Origin of the sequence: Maribellus sediminis (genome assembly GCF_011799805.1) — a bacterium.
In the GTDB taxonomy this organism is placed as follows: Bacteria; Bacteroidota; Bacteroidia; order Bacteroidales; family Prolixibacteraceae; genus Draconibacterium; species Draconibacterium sediminis_A.
Window position 1 is genome coordinate 307,311 of the sequence record NZ_WXUB01000001.1, and the last position, 18,693, is coordinate 326,003.

Genomic DNA, 18,693 nt, shown 5'->3' on the forward strand with positions numbered 1-18,693 from the left:
TTCTGCTGGCCTATTTTTTCATTGCCCAGACTTCGATCCAAAATAAGCATACCCACTTTTATCCCAATGGAGTTATAATTACCCACTCACATCCCGTAAATCATAACAACAACGAGCCCATACAGAATCACGGGCATACAAAAACCGAGATTTGTTTTTTCAACAATGTACATTTCGATTTTTACAACATTGCTGAACCCCCGAGTTGTTATGCAATTTTAAATGAACGTCCTGTCGTATTTTATATTCCAAAAAGCCAGGTCGTAAATTCTAAATTTTTCCAAAAATCCGATCCCCGCGGACCACCTTCGGTTGATGTAATAGCTTAATTAAGACCAAAGATTAATACATCATTTTTAACCGAATACTTTTTACATTATGATAAAATCAGTGACCGCACTTTTGGTGCTGTTATTCTCTTTTCAGTTGGTGGGAGCAACTGGGGATGATGATGACAAAAAACCAAAAACAGACGCCATGCTTTTTGGCGACGTAAAATCGGGCGGAGAACATATTCCTTTTGCTTCAATACGAATAAAAGGAACAACAATTGGAGCAGCGGCCGATGCAACCGGCCATTTTAAAATGACCAACCTTCCTGTGGGAGATCAAACTGTAGTTGTTTCAGCCATTGGATATATTCCTTTAGAAAGGAAAGTCACGCTGGAATCGAAGAAAAGTGTAACGATACTTTTTGAGTTGGATGCTGATATGATCGGCATCGAACAGGTTGTTGTTTCAGCCGACCGGAATGCTAAAAGCCGGAAAGAAACTCCGTCGATCGTAAACAGTTTGAATGCCGAGTTATTCGAACGCACACAAAGTGTTACACTTAGCGAAGGACTGGTGTTTTCGCCCGGACTACGTCTGGAGAATAATTGCCAGAACTGTGGTTTTTCGCAGGTACGAATGAACGGTCTGGAAGGGCCTTATTCGCAGATCCTGATCAATTCGCGGCCGGTGTTCAGCGGACTGGCCGGTGTGTACGGACTTGAGCTGATTCCGGCTAACATGATTGAACGTGTTGAGGTGGTTCGCGGAGGTGGATCGTCGATGTACGGTAGTAACGCCATTGCCGGAACTGTAAACCTGATCACAAAAGACCCGATAGCCAATACCTTTGAGGCAGCTGTTACCGATGCTGTTTTTGGAGTGAATAACGATATGGATGCGGCCAACGATCTCAGCTTAAATATGAATGGTTCGTTTGTAAGCGACGATTATCAGACCGGGTTCAGTATTTTCGGATTTCATCGCGACCGCGATTACCTCGATGCCAATGGTGACGGTTATTCCGAAATGTCAACCATAAAGAATACTACTGTTGGAGGACGTTTGTTCCAGCGTGTTGGAGACCGAGGCAAATTTACCCTCGATTATTTTCATATTGATGAATCGCGACGAGGTGGAAACAAATTCGACTTGCCCGAGCACGAGGCTGATATTGCCGAAAGTATTGATCATGCCATTAATTCAGGTTCGCTATACTTTGATGTGCTGATGCGTGAAGACGATAAATTCTCAGCTTTCCTGTCGATGCAGGCTGTCGACCGCGGAACATATTATGGTGCAAATAAAGATCTTTCGGCTTACGGACAAACCAACGACCTGACGTATTCTGCCGGAGTACAGTATACACGGTCGATCAATTACCTGCTTTTTTCACCTGCAACAATAACCTCGGGTATCGAATCGAACGGCAGCGACCTCACGGATAAAAAATTAGGATACTGGGATCCTGATGAAGATGTGCATTACGGAAATACGCTGGTGGCCGATCAGACCGCCAGAACCCAGGCTGCATTCCTGCAATCGGAATGGAAAGGAGAAAAAATTGTGTTCAGCGCCGGACTTCGATACGATCATTATAATATCAGCGGACATGGTGAAGAGAACGATGATGTAACAGGCGATGTATTAAGCCCGAGAGTGAATTTTCTGTATGATATTTCGGAGCATGTTCAGGCAAGGGCGGGTTATGCACGAGGATTTCGCGCCCCACAAATTTTCGACGAAGATCTGCATATCGAAACTTCAGGCTCGCGAAAAGTAATTCACAATAACGATCCAAATCTGAAGCAGGAGTCATCAAACAGCTTTACGGCTTCCATCGATTTATCGGATCATTCGGGGCAGTGGCAATACCAGTTTTTAGCCGAAGGTTTTTACACCCAGCTGATCAATCCTTTTGCCAGCGAATATGGAGATGTTGATGAAAACGGCACAGTGGTTTATACCCGTGTAAATGCTGAAGACGGTGCAAGCGTAGCAGGTGTTAACCTGGAACTGAATGTTTCGCCGTCGAATAAACTTCAGTTACAATCGGGATTTACGGTGCAGTCGAGCAAATTTGAAAAGCCACAGGAATTCAATGAAAAGCGTTTTTTCAGAACGCCGAATTACTATGGTTATCTAAGTATGAATTACAATCCGATTCCGGTTTTTAACATTGCGCTAACCGGGAACTATACCGGATCGATGTTAATCCCGTATTTCGGAAATACGATAGCCGATCCTGAAGCCGGCGAATTGCGCGAAAGCGATCCTTTCTTCGATCTGGGATTGAAACTGAGTTATGATTTCAGGGTAACGGATTATATCCAACTTCAATTAAACGGAGGGGTTAAAAATATCTTCAACAGCTATCAGAATGATTTCGATAGCGGTATTGATCGCGATCCGGGTTATATCTACGGGCCACTTAATCCGCGAACCATTTATTTCGGATTAAGTATCAGAACACTTCGATAGAACTTAATTGATTAAAAACGATTGGTGATAGAGCCGTTCAGCAAATGTTGAACGGCTTATTTGTTTTCTGGTTTAGTTAAACAGTTTGATTCCAAAAAACAGGGTTCTCGGTTTTGCAGGGCCATAAATATAACCGCTGTCGCGGTTTTTACCCGAATCAAAATCATTCTGATAGGCGTCGAATAAATTGCTTACACCACCAAAAATCTCAATCGAAGAATCGATTCGTTTCAACGAAACAGTGTAGGCCAGTTTAATATTGGTTTCCATGAATGAAGGAGAATTAAAGAGTTCGTCCATTTCAGGAGTTCCCGTATCCCCAGCCAGACCATAGTGCGGAACCAGCATACGCCCCGTGTAAACGCCCGATAATGCTGCACTAAATCGTTGATTTGGAGTCCAGCTAAAAGTATAATAGCCATAAGTTTCCGGTGTGCGCAGGTAATTCTTTTCTCCAGGCAATTCTTCTGACCAGGTAACTGCTTCATCGTATACGCTTTTTTGTAAAGTAAGGCCTCCTTCAATTTGAAGCTTGCGGTTGAAATTTGCCCGTGCTTCGAAAGTCGCTCCATAAACGGTGCTTTTCCCTCCGTTTCGTTTTTCCATCAGGGAATTACCTGCATCGTTTGTACCAATTTCTTCCAGTATGAAAGCATCTTTTAACTGCGTATAGAATCCTTCGAGTGTAAATCCGATAATGTGTTTTTCAGTTGGTTGGTCCCAGTTGAAAGAGGTGCTCCAGCTTTGAGATTTTTCTTCGGAAAGCTCATTCGCCAGCTGAACAGTTTGAATGCCTCCTCCGGCAAATGCGATGTGCATATCAGCATCAAAAGCTTGTGGCGCTCTGAATCCTGTTGACCAGGACACTCGAAGCTGGGAATTCAGATTTGGTTTTAATAGCAGCGAAACCCTTGGATTAAGGATCAATTTGTCAACAAAATTATGTTTGTCGGCCCTGATTCCGGCGAGCACAGTTGCTTTTCGTGTAACTGACCAGTCGCTTTGTACAAAAGCTCCCAGGTTTTTTGTATTCTGGTCAATCAGGTAATCGTATGCTTCAATCTGATCGTAAACATCATCCACTACGTATTCCAGTCCGAAAGTAAAGATGTTCGTCCCTGAACCCGCAAAATCATTTATGGCATGGTTCAGCTGCGAACCAAACTGGTAGGTATAATTTTTTGAATGACCGTAAGGCGGGGCATTGTTGTAAGCTTGCAATTCTTCACCGCCGTCTGGCGCAATACCGGTAAAATGTTTTCTTTTGGTGTACTGTCCGGCAGTGTATAAAACCAGGCTGGTGCGTGTACTAAAATTGTTTTCATAGTCAGCGCCGCCCATAATAATATCGTGTGTGCGTTCTTCCGATTGTTTCGCTAAATATGCGGGACCTTCAATCATTTCGCCTCCGTATCGGTATTCATTTGTCGCCGAAAAATTGGCTTCAATTTTCTGGTCTTCGTCGATTTTAAAAAATGAATTTAGCCCGAACGAGTTGTTGGTTATCTCAGGTAGTTCCGAATAATTATCAGCGTTGTGATCATACGCTTCACGTTCCCGATGAAAGGCGTAAAGCGCCATTCCGGCATTTCTTTTTTGCGAAAGTGCAGTTAAAGTTCCGTTTACGTTGTAATCGAGCGCCTCGCCTCCTATTATCTGGTTATTCGATGTTACTTCGTATGAATTGCGTTGAGGCAGTTTGGTGATAATGTTTACGGTTCCGCCAATTGCACTTGAACCATAGAGCGCCGATGCACCACCACGAACCACCTCAATCCGTTCAACCAGTGCGGTAGGTAATTGCTCCAATCCGTACAATCCGGTTAGCGGGCTAAAAACCGACCGGCTGTTAATTAGTATTTGACTGTAAGCGCCACCAAGCCCGTTCATTCGAAGTTGGGTGTAGTTGCAGGTCTGGCAGTCGGTTTCCATTCTTAAGCCCGGTTGAAAACTCAAGGACTCGGAGATGGTTTGTGCCGCCACGTTATTAATTGTTCTATTATCCAAAACGTTTACGATAACAGCACTTTCGGTCTGACGCTTAAATGTTTTTGTGCCGGTGATAACCACCTCATCCATGCGGATAACATCTTCTTCCAGTTCAAATTTTACTTCCAATGTCTTATTTGCTTCAAGCACAACATGCTTCTTTTGCTCCTTGAAACCAACCATTTTAGCTACCAGAATAAATTCTCCTACCGGCAAATCCACCAACATGTAGTGCCCGGTAACATCGGTAGTTGTTCCGTAGTTTGTTCCTTCAAGATAAATGTTTACAAAGGGAATATGCTCTCCTTTCGACACAACATGGCCCGTAATTACCACATCGTTGGGCCCGGTCTGGGAATAAGCTAATTTTAAAGTGAGCATTAAAATCAGGACAGTAAAAATTCGTATATAATTCATTTTTGTTATCATTCTTAAATTGATTTGGCAAATGTAGATTCGGGAAACATATAATGCAAATAATTTAGAACAATTCTAAATAAAAACAATTCTACAGCCAACAACTTCTTATTTGCCGCCGCATAAAAGATTATTAAATTTGCTGCGTTATTAAAACCAACTTGATACTGCAAAGATGAACGACGAATTAAATACCGGTGCCAAAAAGAAAGATCTTCGGAACAATATCATTGTAATTACGCTCGCAGTAATTCTGGTGGTGGTTGTGGGCCTTTATTTTATGCAAAGCCGCGAGCACAAAAGCATTGTGAATGAAATAAGTGCTGAAAAAGATTCCATACAGTTTCAACTTACAGAAATTGCTGCCAGTTACGATTCGTTGAAAACCGAAAACGATACCATTAACGAACAGCTTTTTGTGGCTCAGGCAAAAGTAAAGGACCTGCTTTTAGAGGTGGAACAAACCAAAAAAGTGAGTTACTCCAAAATTTCGGATTACCAGAAACAGGTGACAACTTTACGTGGAATTATGCGCGATTTTGTTGTACAGATCGATTCTTTGAACCGACGCAACGAGGAATTAATGGCCGAAAACCTGGAGGTAAAGCAACAGTTTAAACAAGCCGAGCAGCGGAATCAACAACTGAGTCAGGAAAAACAGCAACTGCAGCAAAACCTGAAAAGAGCATCGAAACTGGAAACGCGCGACCTGCTTGCTGAGACAATCAATTCAAGAAATAAGGAAACCAAATTCGCAAAACGCGCAGAAAAAATCCGGATCTATTTTATACTGGGGCAGAATGTGGCAGCCGAACGGGGAGCAAAAACGATTTATGCACGGATTATGCGTCCCGACCAGTTGCTGATGAGCAAATCGGAAAACAACCTGTTTCAATTTGAAGACCTGAAAATTCAGTATTCAGCAATGCGTGAAGTGGTGTACGAAGGCAAAGATTTGGCTGTGGCTATTTTCTGGGACAATACCGGCGAGCCTGAATTGATGACCGGAACCTACACCGTGAATTTATTTGCTGATGGTTTCGAGATTGGCGAAACAACTTTCACGCTTCAATAAACATTTTCTACTCTGAATATTTTATGGAGTACAATGAAGTTGTATAAAGTTAAAATTCATAATTATGATTTTTAATAGAATAAATCAACTCTTTGACTCTCCCTCTTCTCCCTCTCTACGCGTAGAGAGGGACGATCCCGAGTACTCGCGGATCAGGGTGAGTAATTTGAAATATCCTTCAGGATTTATTGTGTTTGTCTTGCCAATTATCTGTAAATAAGTTCATATTGTGTGTTTAAAACTAAACAAGTTTAAATTGGATTATGGCAACTTTTCTGTTTGATGAAATTATTTTTGGCCCCGTCGAAAGCCGGCGTCTGGGTGTTTCGCTCGGTATTAACCTGCTGCCCACCACTGCCAAAGTTTGCTCGTTCGATTGCATTTATTGCGAATGTGGTTTCACACCCAAAGCATACGAAGAAAAAGTAACGCTGCCAACGCGCGAAGAAGTTCGCGAAAAACTGGAAGCCAAACTCCTTGAAATGGGAGAGGAGAAACGCCTTCCCGATGTGATTACTTTTGCGGGCAACGGCGAGCCAACGCTGCACAAGGAATTTGCCGGAATCATTGATGATACCATCGAATTGCGCGATAAACTGGCTCCTAAGGCACGAATTGCGGTACTTTCGAATGCTACCATGTTGCACCGCAAACCGGTGTTCGATGCGCTGCTGAAAATAAAAGACAATATTCAGAAACTGGATTCGGCATTTGAAGAAACCGTTCGAATTCTGGACTGCCCAAAAGGTGATTTTGACCTGCAGAAAACGATCGAACAACTCATTGCCTTCAACGGAAAAGTGATCATTCAAACCATGTTTGTTCGTGGTTCGTTTAAAGGACAAAGCCTTGATAACACCACCGAAAAAGAAGTTTCAGCCTGGCTCGAGCTGCTTAAAAAAATAAATCCCCTGCAGGTGATGATTTACACCATTGCAAGGGATACACCGGTTGAAACCCTCGAAAAAATTCCGCTCGAAGAACTTAACCTGATCGCTGATCGCGTTCGCGAAGCCGGATTTGAGGTTCAGGTTTCAGGGTAAGTCAGTTTAGCGTTCAAAGTTCAAAGTTGTTTACGGATACTCTGAACTCTGAACAAGGAACTCTGAACTACAACGTAGTCCGATACCACTCCGAGCTTTTGCCCATCCAGCGAATGCCGGCAACAAAACCTTTCAGTTTCAGCAGTTCATCACCTTCGAGCCAACCATAACAATCGTAGGTTTTACCTGATTTTGGATCGTAAATGCTGCCGCTGTTCCATTCCTTTTTATCAGGATTGTAAACAAAATTGTTCAGGATCTGAAGCCCAACGATCGAACGTTCTCTTAATGCCGGATCCGGATTCTCGTCGTCTTTTGGTGGCGCTCCGTTTTCATACTTTTCAGGAATCATGTACACGATGGTTCCAATGTATTTGCCGTCTTTTTTCTCTACCTCAATTTTTGTGGTTTTTTCCTCGTTCCACCACACGCCAACAATTTTATCGGCTTCCTGGGCGTAGCTGCTAAGCGCATAAATTCCAAGGAAAAAAAGAATGATTAGTTTCTTCATAATGGCTTAATTAACTTAATTTTATAGCACTAAATATAGAAATATTTAAAGTTCATGCTTTAAAAACCTTTTCTTTTTTTAGCTGTTCATAGGAAGCAGTTAAGCATTTTTAATAAAAACCTGACAGAGAAATCAAAATCATATGAAACGAGCATCTAAATTCATTGCACCCAATTTTGTGCCTTTAGAGCGAGTTCCATATGATACCTCTGAAAACAGACAATTCTAATCATATGAAAATCGTAAAACGCATTCTTCTTGGATTATTAGCTCTTATTTTACTCGTACTTATTACCGCCATCGTTTACCTTCAGTTTCTGAAAACGACCGCAGTACCGGATTACAACAAAGATTTTGTTTTATATGGATTGAAGTCGGAGGTTGAAATCATGCGTGATTCACACGGAGTTCCGCATGTTTATGCCGAAAACGAAGATGACCTTTACCGCGCTGTTGGATTTGCCATGGCTCAGGACCGGCTTTGGCAAATGGACTTGCTTCGACGGGTGACGCAAGGAAGATTGTCGGAAATTCTCGGCAAAGACCAGGTTGAAACGGATCTGATGATGCGGGCTTTGCGTATCCAGGAAAAGTCACAAAAAATACTCGACAATTCCGATCCCAAAATTGTGGCCGCACTCGAAGCTTTTTCCGATGGTGTGAACCAGTACATCGCGCAGTTTCCCCTGGCACCTGAATTCAAAATTCTGGGTTATCAGCCCGAATGGTGGAAACCGGTACATTCGATCAACCTGATCGGTTATATGTCGTGGGACTTATCGATGGGCTGGGGTACTGAGTATTTTTTGCATCAGTTGCGTGCTCAAGTTCCGGACAGTCTGATTGCTGAGATGATTCCCAATCTTGAAAATCATAAAACACTTATTTACCCTGAGTTTGGCTTGAATAAGATTTCAGCAGAATCGACTTTACTTTCTGCTTCTCAGAATCTAAAAGACCTGGGAATCGAGATTTTTAACGGAAGCAACAACTGGGCAGTAGCCGGCAAAAAAAGTACCAGCGGAATGCCGCTGATGGCTAACGATATGCACCTGGGATTATTCGCGCCGGGCATCTGGTACCAGATGCATCAGGTAGTCGACGGAAAAGTAAACGTAACCGGGGTTGTAGTACCCGGGCAACCTTTTATTATAGCCGGACACAACGACCGCATTGCCTGGGGAATGACCAACGTGATGGTGGATGACCTCGATTTTTATGCCGAAAAACTCAACGAAGATTCTACAAAATACTGGTTCGAAGGCGCCTGGAAAGACTTTGATATACACCACGAAGTTATTAAAACTAAAGAAGGCGATTCGGTGCAGGTTGATCTTAAATTTACCCACCGTGGCCCGATGGTTAACCGTTTCAAAAAGGAAAAGGAGACACCGCTATCCATCCGTTGGCTGGGTAACGAAATGAGCAACGAAATACGTTCGGTTTACCTTTTGAACCGTGCCAAAAACTGGGATGAATTTCGCGATGCCTGCAGTACTTTTACCTCGGTGAGTCAAAATATTGTTTATTCCGATGTGGACGGAAATATTGGCTTGCAATGCAGTGCAGGCTTGCCGATTCGTGAAGGTTCGGGCATTCAGATTTATCCCGGCGACAGCAGCAAATACGACTGGCAGGGATTGGTTCCTTTCGAAGAGCTTCCCTACGAATTCAATCCTGAGCGAGGCTATGTTTCTTCGGCCAATAATAAAACGGTTTCAGCCGATTATCCCTACTACTTCAGTTACTGGTTTGCCACACCGAGCAGGATCGATCGCATCCGCGAAATGCTGGAGGCGAAAGAGAAATTAGGTATTGATGATTTTAAGGCGATGCACAGCGATTTTGAATCGAAAACAGCAGAGCGAATGACACAGGTGTTCTTAAAATCGCTTCAGCAATCAACTGAATATTCCGAGACAGAAAAATCTGCATTAAACCTGCTGTCGGGGTGGGATTATGTCCTGACGCGCGAAAGTCAGGCGGCTTCCATTTTTGAGGTCCTGTACCGCAAATCGATGCTCAACCTGGTAAAAGATGAGCTTTCTCCGGAACTTTTCGAGGGAATAAAAGGGCAGAAAGTATTGCTGGAGAATTTGATGATCAATGTCCTGCAGGATAAAAATTCATCCTGGATTGATGATGTAAATTCACCCGAAAAAGAAAGTTTCGATGATATTGTAATACAGTCGTTCAAAGAAACGGTTGACGAACTGAGCGAACAACTTGGAACCGATACTGAACAATGGCAATGGGGAAAATTGCACAGTTTTACACTGAGTCATCCGCTGGGAGTGGTACCTGTTTTAGATAAGCTTTTAAAACTGAACCGGGGGCCGTTTGAAGTGCCTGGAAGTTACCATACCGTTTGTCCATATTCCTATTCGTTTACCAATTTGTACAAAGCCAATCATGGAGCATCTGAGCGGCATATTTTCGATACCAAAAACTGGGACAATTCGCAAACGATTATTCCAACCGGAACCAGTGGAATTCCGGCCAGCCCGTTTTACCTCGATCAAACCGATCTTTACCTGAACAATCAATATCACGATGATCCGTTCAGTAAGCAAACGGTTGAAAAAAAGGCTGCCTTCAGAATGAAACTGACACCGCAGTAAACACTGCCGGGAACTTGAGTGTTTTAAGTAAAAGAACTTCAGGATCATGGGTAAAAAGAAAAAGAAAAAAAGTGCACCAATTTTTGTTATTTCCGGCGGTCGTGGAATTGCCGGAAACAACCTGGTACAGTCCATCCTGATTCAATACCCCAACAACAAAATTCCTGTTGAGATCTTTGGTGGTGTTGATTCTGAAGAAACGATTTTTGATATCGTAATGAGGGCCAAGAATGAAGGCGCACTCGTAACGCACACCATGGTGAATCCTGATCTCCGTTTGAAGGTAAACGAACTCTGTAACGATTTCAAGGTTGAAGTGATCGATCTGATGGGCGATCTGGCAGCTTATCTCGACCGGACCCTGGATGTGGAGCCACTGCAACATCCGGGATTGTACCGCGAGTTGAACCAGCAGTATTTCGATCGTATTGAATCCATCGAATTTACGCTGGCACGTGACGACGGGATGAGTCCGCAGCGTTTAAAAGAAGCCGAAATTGTACTCACCGGTGTATCGCGTGCCGGAAAAACCCCGCTGAGTGTTTACCTGGCCATGTACGGCTGGAAAGTGGCAAATGTGCCTTTGGTTCCCGGAGTTCAACCACCGCCCGAGTTGTTTGAGATCGATCGGAACCGGGTTTTTGGCCTGCACATCGGAGCTGGTCAGCTGATTACCCACCGAATAAAGCGCATGCAGGACTGGAACAATCACCGAAGTGAGTCCTACATCGATCAGCGATCGGTACGCGAGGAGATTAGAAACGCCATGTTTGTATTCGATCGCGGCGGATTTACAATCATAAATGTTTCGAATAAACCCATTGAAAGCACAGCTAACGAAATTCTGAAACACATGTCGAAACGGTTTATGTACCGCGGGCGTAAACTCGAATCGCCTTACCACGATCAAAAACCGGAATAAGCGCGCAAGTTTTTTTTAAGGTCCGTGTCATAGTGATATTATAAGCTTAATTTCATTATAAGTATGAGCGGAAAATTTAGCTGGAGAGCGTTTATCAGTTTTGGATTGACGTATGCAATGGTGATTCTTTTGGTGTCGGGTTTGATACTGTATGTTTCGCCTCCGGGACGCTATGCACATTGGGTAAACTGGACGTTGTGTGGATTGACAAAAGAAGAATGGCAAGGTTTGCACACCCTGTTTTCATTCAGCTTTATCCTGCTTTCCATCTTTCATTTATTTTCGGCAAACTGGAAAGCCTTTCTTAGTTATTTCCGTTCGAAAAAGCAAAACGGATTTAATAAGAAGAGAGAGTTTGCACTTTCTACCCTTTTGATTCTGGCCGTTTTTTTAGGGACCTACTTTTCAGTTCCACCCTTCGAAAATGTGATGACTTTGGGTGAAGATCTCACCAATTCGTGGGAAAATACCGAAGACCGTGCGCCGGTGCCTCACGCCGAGTTGCTTACACTTGCCGAATTAGCCGATCAACTTCGTTTGGAATCAACCGATGAAATGACGCGTAAACTTCAAAATCATCAGATTAAATTCGAAGATGTCCATACACAAACGTTGGAAGAAATGGCAGCAGCTAATAATACAACTCCGGCGGAATTGTACGAAATAGTATCAAAAAAAGCCGGGAATTCGATGCAGGGATCGGGAGTCGGGAGAAAGACACTTGAAGATTTTGCCACGGAGCTAAATAAGAATGCCGACGATCTGGTTCAAATTCTAAAAGACAACAATATTCAGGCTGATAAAAAGCAAACACTGCGCACGATTGGTGAGAACAATGATCTTCCTCCGCGCGATGTGTATGAATTGATCAGTAAATGATTTTAAAACCGGAGCAATTGTGTTAATTTTCCTTTGTAAATGTCCGACATCGAAATCATAGAACAGCTAAAACAGGGCAACGAGCAGGCTTTCAGAAAACTGGTTGAAAGTTACCGGAAGCTTGTTGTGAATACCTGTTATGGCCTGTTGCATAATCGCGAAGACGCCGAGGATGTCGCGCAGGATGTGTTTATTGAAGTGTATCGTTCTGTCGATAGTTTCAGGGCCGATGCCAAATTATCCACCTGGTTGTATCGCATTGCGGTTAATCGTTCGTTAAACCACATTCGCGACAATAAAAAGCACCGCTGGTTCAGTTTGTTCGAATCGGATGTAAAAACTGAAAACAAAAAGCTGTTGCAGGTAGAATCGAGTCTTACCGATCAACCGGAGTTTGAACTCGAAAATAAACAGCGCGCTATTATTTTGCATCAAGCGATTGGCAGTTTGCCAGAGAAACAGAAAGTAGCTTTTTCGCTGAGTAAATACGAAGACCTCTCGTACCAGGAAATTGCCGAAGTTATGGAACTTTCGGTTTCATCGGTAGAGTCCTTGTTGTTCAGGGCAAAGAAGAACCTTCAGAAAAAATTATATACCTGCTACAAAAAAAAGTGCATGTAGCGCAAGTTTTTAAAAATGAACGTGTCATACTATTAAATACTGAAAAATGAAGTGCAAGGATGTAAATAGTAAATTAATTTTCTTCCTCGATGAAGAGCTTCCGGCAACGGAGATGCAGGCTGTTAAGGAGCATCTGGCCGGTTGCACCGATTGCGCGCTCTTCGCAGAAGATATGAAGAAGACGCTCAGTATTTTGGAAACTGAAAAAACGCCGGAACTCAATCCGTTTTTCTATACTCGTGTTAAAGCGAAAATGGAAAGTCAGGAGGTAGAACAGGTTCTAAATCATCGGCCGGTGTTGGTAAGGGTTTTACAGCCGCTTGCGTTCTCAATTATCCTTTTGATTGGAATTTACGCCGGAATAAAACTGGGAGCTACCGGAACGACTTCAAAAACAAAGACCGTTTTGGCCGAACAGGATATGATTCCTTACTGGAACGAACTGGATGCCGAACCCATCGAAAGTTTCTTAATGGAATAGATTATGGCAACAAAAAATACATACCGCATACTTATTTGGGTGATTGTGATCCTGGTTGCCACCAATCTGTCGATGGGCTTATCGTTCTGGTTCCATAAACATCAGGATAATAAAATGGCAGAAAAAGCAGCTGAGGAACATGTTCAAATGCCGTCGGAACAGCGGACAAGGTTCTTTCGTGATCAGCTGAATCTAAGCATAGATCAGGTGGATGTGTTCAGAACTTTAAACCGGAAATACAATCAGAATGCACGTCAGATTTCGAATAAACTGGAACGATTGCGGGTTGAAATGGTGGATGAACTGGATAAGGAAGATCCTTCAGAAGAACTGCTCGATTCAATTGCAACTGAAATCGGGGATCTTCATAAGGAACTGAAAAAGGAAACCATTGAATATTACCTCGGAATGAAGAAGGAGTGCGACAGTGCTCAGCAGGAAAAGTTAAAGGAAATATTCCTTACGGTTTCAAAAACCAAAGAAGATGTGTCGCTGCCGGGAAGAGGGCGTGGTTATGGAAAGCGAAGAACAGAGTAAAACCAAAAAAACATAGACAACTGACCCGGAGCGCCGGGAAGGATCGAAAAACAACAATTTAAATATTAAGACGATGAAAACGAGAAGCTTACGAAAGTTTGCCTGGGTGTTCTTTGCCCTGGTGTTAACAACAGCAACAGTATTTGCACAGGGAAGGAGAAGGTCAAATACGGTACAAAACAATCAGAATCTTCCTTGTCTCACACAGATTTCGAACCTGAGTGACCAGCAGAAAACAGAGATCGAAAAACTGGAAACCGATCATCAGAAAGCGATGGCTGATTTGCGCGAGCAGCGCCGTTCAACCACCGATGCAGTTGGGAAAAGTGAGATCCGCACCACGATGCTCAAAAATGTGGATTCACACCGGAATGAAGTGAAAGCATTGCTGAACGAAGACCAGCAGCTTCAATACGATCAGCTGCATGCCTCTGCAGGTTACGGAAAGAATCAGGCCAATCAGGGACGTGGAAATGCGAACTTCAGGCGACAGGATAGTGGCAATGGTAATACCGGTTTCCGCAGTCAGGGAAACGCTTGTGGAAATCGTAGCTACTCAAGAGGTCAGGGCCGTGGTAAGCGTGTTGGGAACCAGGGCAGACAAGGAAATTGTATCCAATTGAATAACAACTAAAGTGTCATTCTGCCAGATTGATAATTAGTTATAATCATTTAAATTTTTAATTATGAAAACAAAAATTGTATTTGGATTGGTGGCAGGAATGGCCATGCTTTTTACTGCCTGCTCGGAGTCGACTGATGGAATTGACGAGTCGTTAGTTGACATGAAAAGTTCGGAGTTGGCAGGAACCTGCGACTCCTGTGATTTCTCGGCGGTATTAAACCAGGATGAAATTGACGGACTCTTGTGGATGTATGAAGAAGAAAAAATGGCTCACGACGTTTATGTTTATTTCTTCGATTTATTTGGAATGCCTGTATTTAACAACATTGCCGCCAGTGAAGCAAATCACATGGCTTCGGTTTTATACCTGCTTGAAGGGTATGAAATTGAGTTTACAAAAGCAGAAGGTGATGGCGTTTTTAACAATCCGGATATCACTGCACTGTACGACTGGTTAATTGCAGCCGGTACCGATTCGATGGCAGCACTGGCAAAAGGTGCTTTGATTGAAGAAACCGACATTAACGATTTGATTGCAGCGCTTGCTGCTACCGATGTCGAGAATATTCTACGGGTTTATACCAACCTGAAAAGTGGTTCAGAAAGTCACCTGCGTGCCTTTGTGAATACGCTCACCAGCCTCGGTGGTACTTACGAACCGCAGCTTCTTGATGCTGATTATTTTGCTGCTATTCTTGCCACCCAAAACGGCAAACGCGGTCAGGGTAAAGGACAAGGCAATGGTCAGGGAAACAAAGGAACTAACGGTAAAGGAACACAATCCGGTTCAGGAAATGCTAATCAGAACGGAAACAACGGAACCGGATCGAATGGCTCTAACGGAACCGGAATTTGCGATGGTACCGGGACTACTTCTTCCGGGCAGAACGGTAATTCAGGTTCTTCCGGTAATTCAAATGGAAAGGGTAAATAGAAAATATTCCCCCCTTTGATTAAAAAGCTATCCTTTGAGGATGGCTTTTTTTGTGCTTTCTCATTTCAGTATTAAAAAATGGCTGAATTTAGAGCAGCTTGTCAGATAATTGGCAATAAACTATAAATTTGTAGGCTTAAATCGGTGAGACTATGATTTTGTTTGCAAAAATCATTTAGCCGAACTGAATCCGAGCGAAAGTCGAGGGATCTCATGGGTTCTGTTTCCAGCGTATTAATACGAATGAAACACAGGATATTCCATCGGGATGCCTCGTAAGCTTGCTAAGAGGTGGAAGATAAATATAAGTTACAGATATAAGAAAGCATAAAGATCATGACACGTTTGAAGATTAAAGAAATTTTGACGAGTGGAAAAGCCGGCAGCGAAGTGGTTGCAAAAGGTTGGGTACGAACAAAACGAGGAAGCAAGAATGTGAATTTCATTGCTTTAAACGACGGCTCTACCATCAATAATCTTCAGGTAGTTGTTAATGTTGAAAGTTTCGATGAGGCTTTACTGCGCGATATCAACACCGGAGCAGCTTTGGCTGTAACCGGCGAGTTGGTTGAATCGGCCGGAAGCGGACAAAACATCGAATTGAACGCTACAAAAGTAGAATTGCTTGGAAAAGCCGATCCGGAGAAATTCCCGATCCAACCTAAAAAACACTCGCTCGAGTTTTTGCGCGAAAATGCTCACCTGCGTTTCCGCACCAACACTTTCGGTGCAGTGTTCCGCATTCGTCATGCCATGGCATTTGCCATTCATAAATATTTTAACGAAAAAGGATTTAACTACCTGCACACCCCGATTATTACGGCCAGCGATGCCGAAGGAGCAGGGCAGATGTTCCGGGTTTCGACACTAGATCCTAAAAATCCACCTTTAACCGAAGAGGGTGAAATTGATTATTCACAGGACTTTTTTGGGCGTGCCACCAACTTAACCGTTTCGGGCCAGCTGGAAGGTGAATTAGGTGCTTTGGCCTTGGGTGAAATTTATACGTTCGGACCTACTTTCCGTGCCGAGAATTCAAATACAACACGTCACCTTGCCGAGTTCTGGATGATTGAACCTGAAATGGCTTTTTACGATCTGAAAGACAACATGGATCTGGCTGAGGAATTCCTGAAATCGTGTATCAAATACGCACTTGATAACTGCATGGATGATCTGCAATTCCTTGCACAGCGTCTGGAGCAGGAAGAAAAGAACAAACCACAGGATCAGCGTTCGATGAACCTGATCGAGAAACTGGAGTTTGTGTTAAACAACGATTTCATTCGCCTGACTTATACCGAGGCGATCGACATTTTGAAGAATTCAAAACCTTATAAAAAGAATAAATTCCAGTTCCCGGTTGACTGGGGAGTGGACCTGCAAAGCGAACACGAACGTTACCTGGTTGAAAAACACTTTAAATGTCCGGTAATCCTTACCGATTATCCAAAGGATATTAAAGCGTTTTATATGAAGCAGAACGACGATGGAAAAACCGTTCGTGCGATGGACGTACTTTTCCCTCAAATCGGAGAAATTATTGGGGGATCGCAGCGTGAAGAAGACCTGGTTAAATTGGAAACCCGCATGTCGGAGATGGATATCCCTACAGAAGAAATGTGGTGGTACCTCGATACCCGTCGTTTCGGATCGGTTGTACATAGCGGCTTCGGACTGGGTTTTGAACGCTTCATCCTTTTTGTCACCGGAATGGGAAATATTCGTGACGTAATCGCTTTCCCAAGGACTCCAAAAAATGCCGAGTTCTAAGAAAGTTTAGAAGCTTTGCTTCGAAAAAATATTAAATTTACGAAGTTAAGCATTGGGATATGGAGCAGAAACTAACATTACAGCAGAAGCTTTTACAGAAGCTGTCACCTCAGCAAATACAGGTGATCAAGCTTTTGGAGATCCCGACAATGCAACTCGAACAGCGGATAAAAAAAGAACTGGAGGAGAATCCGGTTCTTGAACTTGAATCCGATAGTCCTGTGATGGATGATGACCCGTCTGATTTTTCCGATAGCGATGAAAACCGCGACGTGGATAACGAAGAGTTTTCCATGGAAGATTATTACGAAGACGAGGAAATTCCCACCTATAAATTAAATACCAACAATTTTTCGAAGGACGATAAATATGAGGATGTGCCGTTTTCAGTTGGAACCTCTTTTAATGAGTTTCTGAGTGAGCAATTAAGCTTGTCGGAACTGAACGAGAAGGAGCAGCAGCTGGCAGAATACGTTCTCGGCAATATCGACGACGATGGTTACCTGCGTCGCGACCTGATGTCGATCAGCGACGATCTGGCTTTTAATATGAACCTTGATGTTCCGGAGGAAGAACTGGAAAAGATCCTCAAAGTGATTCAGGATTTTGATCCGCCCGGGGTGGGGGCCCGCGATTTGCGCGAAAGCCTGATTTTGCAGCTCGACCGGAAAGAAGGTCCGGATTACAAGCTGGCAAAAACCATTGTAAAAGATTTTTTTCCCGAGTTTACCAAAAAGCATTACGATAAGATTCGGTCGAAACTGGAGATTTCGGAAGAGGAACTGAAAGACGGTATCAACCAGGTACTAAAGTTAAATCCGAAACCCGGAAGTTCATACAGTAATCCGTTGAATAAATCGAATCAGCACATCGTTCCCGATTTTATTCTCGAAATTGTGGATGGCGAGCTGAGTCTTTCGCTTAACCAACGGAATGTTCCTGAATTAAAGGTGAACGATGCCTATCAGGAAATGCTGAAGACCATGAGCGAGAATCAAAAGGCTAAAAAGAACGATAAGGAAGCCCTGCTTTTTGTAAAACAGAAACTCGATTCGGCCAAATGGTTCATCGATGCCATTCATCAGCGGCAAACAACCCTGCTGCTTACCATGTCGGAGATCATTAGTTTTCAGAAAGAATTTTTTCAGGAAGGCGACGAAGCCAAGTTAAGACCAATGATCCTGAAAGATATTGCCGAACGAACCAATCTCGATATTTCCACCATTTCAAGGGTCTCGAACAGTAAATACATTCAAACACATTTTGGTATTTATCCGCTGAAATATTTCTTCTCGGAAGGGATGCAGAAGGACGACGGGGAAGAGGTTTCAACCCGCGAGATCAAGAAAATTCTAAAAGAATGTATTGAAAACGAGGACAAACATAAGCCTCTTACCGACGAAAAACTGGCATCCATTCTAAAAGAGAAATCCTACAATATTGCCCGCCGGACGGTAGCAAAATACCGTGAGCAGCTCGATATTCCGGTTGCACGGCTGAGAAAAGAACTCTGA

Annotated in this window: 15 protein-coding genes; 13 read left to right on the plus strand and 2 right to left on the minus strand. The window is 43.2% G+C overall.

Going from position 1 to position 18,693, the window contains the following annotated elements; all coding sequences use genetic code 11:
* Positions 1–378 precede the first annotated feature (378 nt).
* Positions 379–2,751 carry a TonB-dependent receptor gene (locus HFD85_RS01210; protein WP_167604779.1) on the plus strand — a complete coding sequence of 791 codons (2,373 nt, stop codon included), beginning with the start codon at positions 379–381 and terminating at the stop codon, positions 2,749–2,751.
* A gap of 72 nt (positions 2,752–2,823) precedes the next feature.
* Here the strand turns inward: HFD85_RS01210 and HFD85_RS01215 are convergent, their stop codons facing one another.
* The gene (locus HFD85_RS01215) at positions 2,824–5,157 is read right to left on the minus strand and encodes a TonB-dependent receptor (RefSeq protein ID WP_167604780.1); all 2,334 of its coding nucleotides are present in this window, start codon (positions 5,155–5,157) and stop codon (positions 2,824–2,826) included.
* Positions 5,158–5,332: 175 nt separating this feature from the next.
* Between HFD85_RS01215 and HFD85_RS01220 the strand changes: the two genes are divergently transcribed.
* Positions 5,333–6,232, plus strand: coding sequence for a hypothetical protein (locus HFD85_RS01220; protein WP_167604781.1), 900 nt, complete (start codon positions 5,333–5,335; stop codon positions 6,230–6,232).
* Between the two features lie 263 nt (positions 6,233–6,495).
* Positions 6,496–7,275, plus strand: coding sequence for a radical SAM protein (locus HFD85_RS01225; protein WP_167604782.1), 780 nt, complete (start codon positions 6,496–6,498; stop codon positions 7,273–7,275).
* A gap of 67 nt (positions 7,276–7,342) precedes the next feature.
* On the opposite strand, the gene HFD85_RS01230 is transcribed toward HFD85_RS01225, so the two are convergent.
* Positions 7,343–7,786, minus strand: coding sequence for a DUF2147 domain-containing protein (locus tag HFD85_RS01230; RefSeq protein ID WP_167604783.1), 444 nt, complete (start codon positions 7,784–7,786; stop codon positions 7,343–7,345).
* A 233-nt stretch (positions 7,787–8,019) separates the two neighbouring features.
* Here HFD85_RS01230 and HFD85_RS01235 point away from each other — a divergent pair, with 233 nt between their 5' ends.
* The 10 genes from HFD85_RS01235 (at position 8,020) to rpoN (ending at position 18,693) form a co-directional block, all read left to right on the plus strand.
* Positions 8,020–10,407, plus strand: a complete 2,388-nt coding sequence (locus tag HFD85_RS01235) for a penicillin acylase family protein (protein WP_167604784.1) — start codon at positions 8,020–8,022, stop codon at positions 10,405–10,407.
* Positions 10,408–10,453: 46 nt separating this feature from the next.
* Positions 10,454–11,329, plus strand: a complete 876-nt coding sequence (locus HFD85_RS01240) for a pyruvate, water dikinase regulatory protein (RefSeq protein WP_167604785.1) — start codon at positions 10,454–10,456, stop codon at positions 11,327–11,329.
* A 63-nt stretch (positions 11,330–11,392) separates the two neighbouring features.
* Positions 11,393–12,208 carry a DUF4405 domain-containing protein gene (locus tag HFD85_RS01245; protein ID WP_167604786.1) on the plus strand — a complete coding sequence of 272 codons (816 nt, stop codon included), beginning with the start codon at positions 11,393–11,395 and terminating at the stop codon, positions 12,206–12,208.
* Positions 12,209–12,247: 39 nt separating this feature from the next.
* Positions 12,248–12,829, plus strand: a complete 582-nt coding sequence (locus HFD85_RS01250; protein ID WP_167604787.1) for an RNA polymerase sigma factor — start codon at positions 12,248–12,250, stop codon at positions 12,827–12,829.
* 46 nt (positions 12,830–12,875) lie between these two features.
* Complete coding sequence (locus tag HFD85_RS01255) at positions 12,876–13,310, plus strand: zf-HC2 domain-containing protein (protein WP_167604788.1); 435 nt, start codon at positions 12,876–12,878, stop codon at positions 13,308–13,310.
* Positions 13,311–13,313: 3 nt separating this feature from the next.
* Complete coding sequence (locus tag HFD85_RS01260) at positions 13,314–13,847, plus strand: periplasmic heavy metal sensor (protein WP_167604789.1); 534 nt, start codon at positions 13,314–13,316, stop codon at positions 13,845–13,847.
* A gap of 73 nt (positions 13,848–13,920) precedes the next feature.
* The gene (locus HFD85_RS01265; RefSeq protein WP_167604790.1) at positions 13,921–14,481 is read left to right on the plus strand and encodes a Spy/CpxP family protein refolding chaperone; all 561 of its coding nucleotides are present in this window, start codon (positions 13,921–13,923) and stop codon (positions 14,479–14,481) included.
* Between the two features lie 52 nt (positions 14,482–14,533).
* Positions 14,534–15,406, plus strand: coding sequence for a DUF2202 domain-containing protein (locus tag HFD85_RS01270; RefSeq protein WP_167604791.1), 873 nt, complete (start codon positions 14,534–14,536; stop codon positions 15,404–15,406).
* 336 nt (positions 15,407–15,742) lie between these two features.
* Positions 15,743–17,179 carry an asparagine--tRNA ligase gene (gene asnS / locus HFD85_RS01275; RefSeq protein ID WP_167604792.1) on the plus strand — a complete coding sequence of 479 codons (1,437 nt, stop codon included), beginning with the start codon at positions 15,743–15,745 and terminating at the stop codon, positions 17,177–17,179.
* A 59-nt stretch (positions 17,180–17,238) separates the two neighbouring features.
* Positions 17,239–18,693 carry an RNA polymerase factor sigma-54 gene (rpoN, locus tag HFD85_RS01280; RefSeq protein WP_167604793.1) on the plus strand — a complete coding sequence of 485 codons (1,455 nt, stop codon included), beginning with the start codon at positions 17,239–17,241 and terminating at the stop codon, positions 18,691–18,693.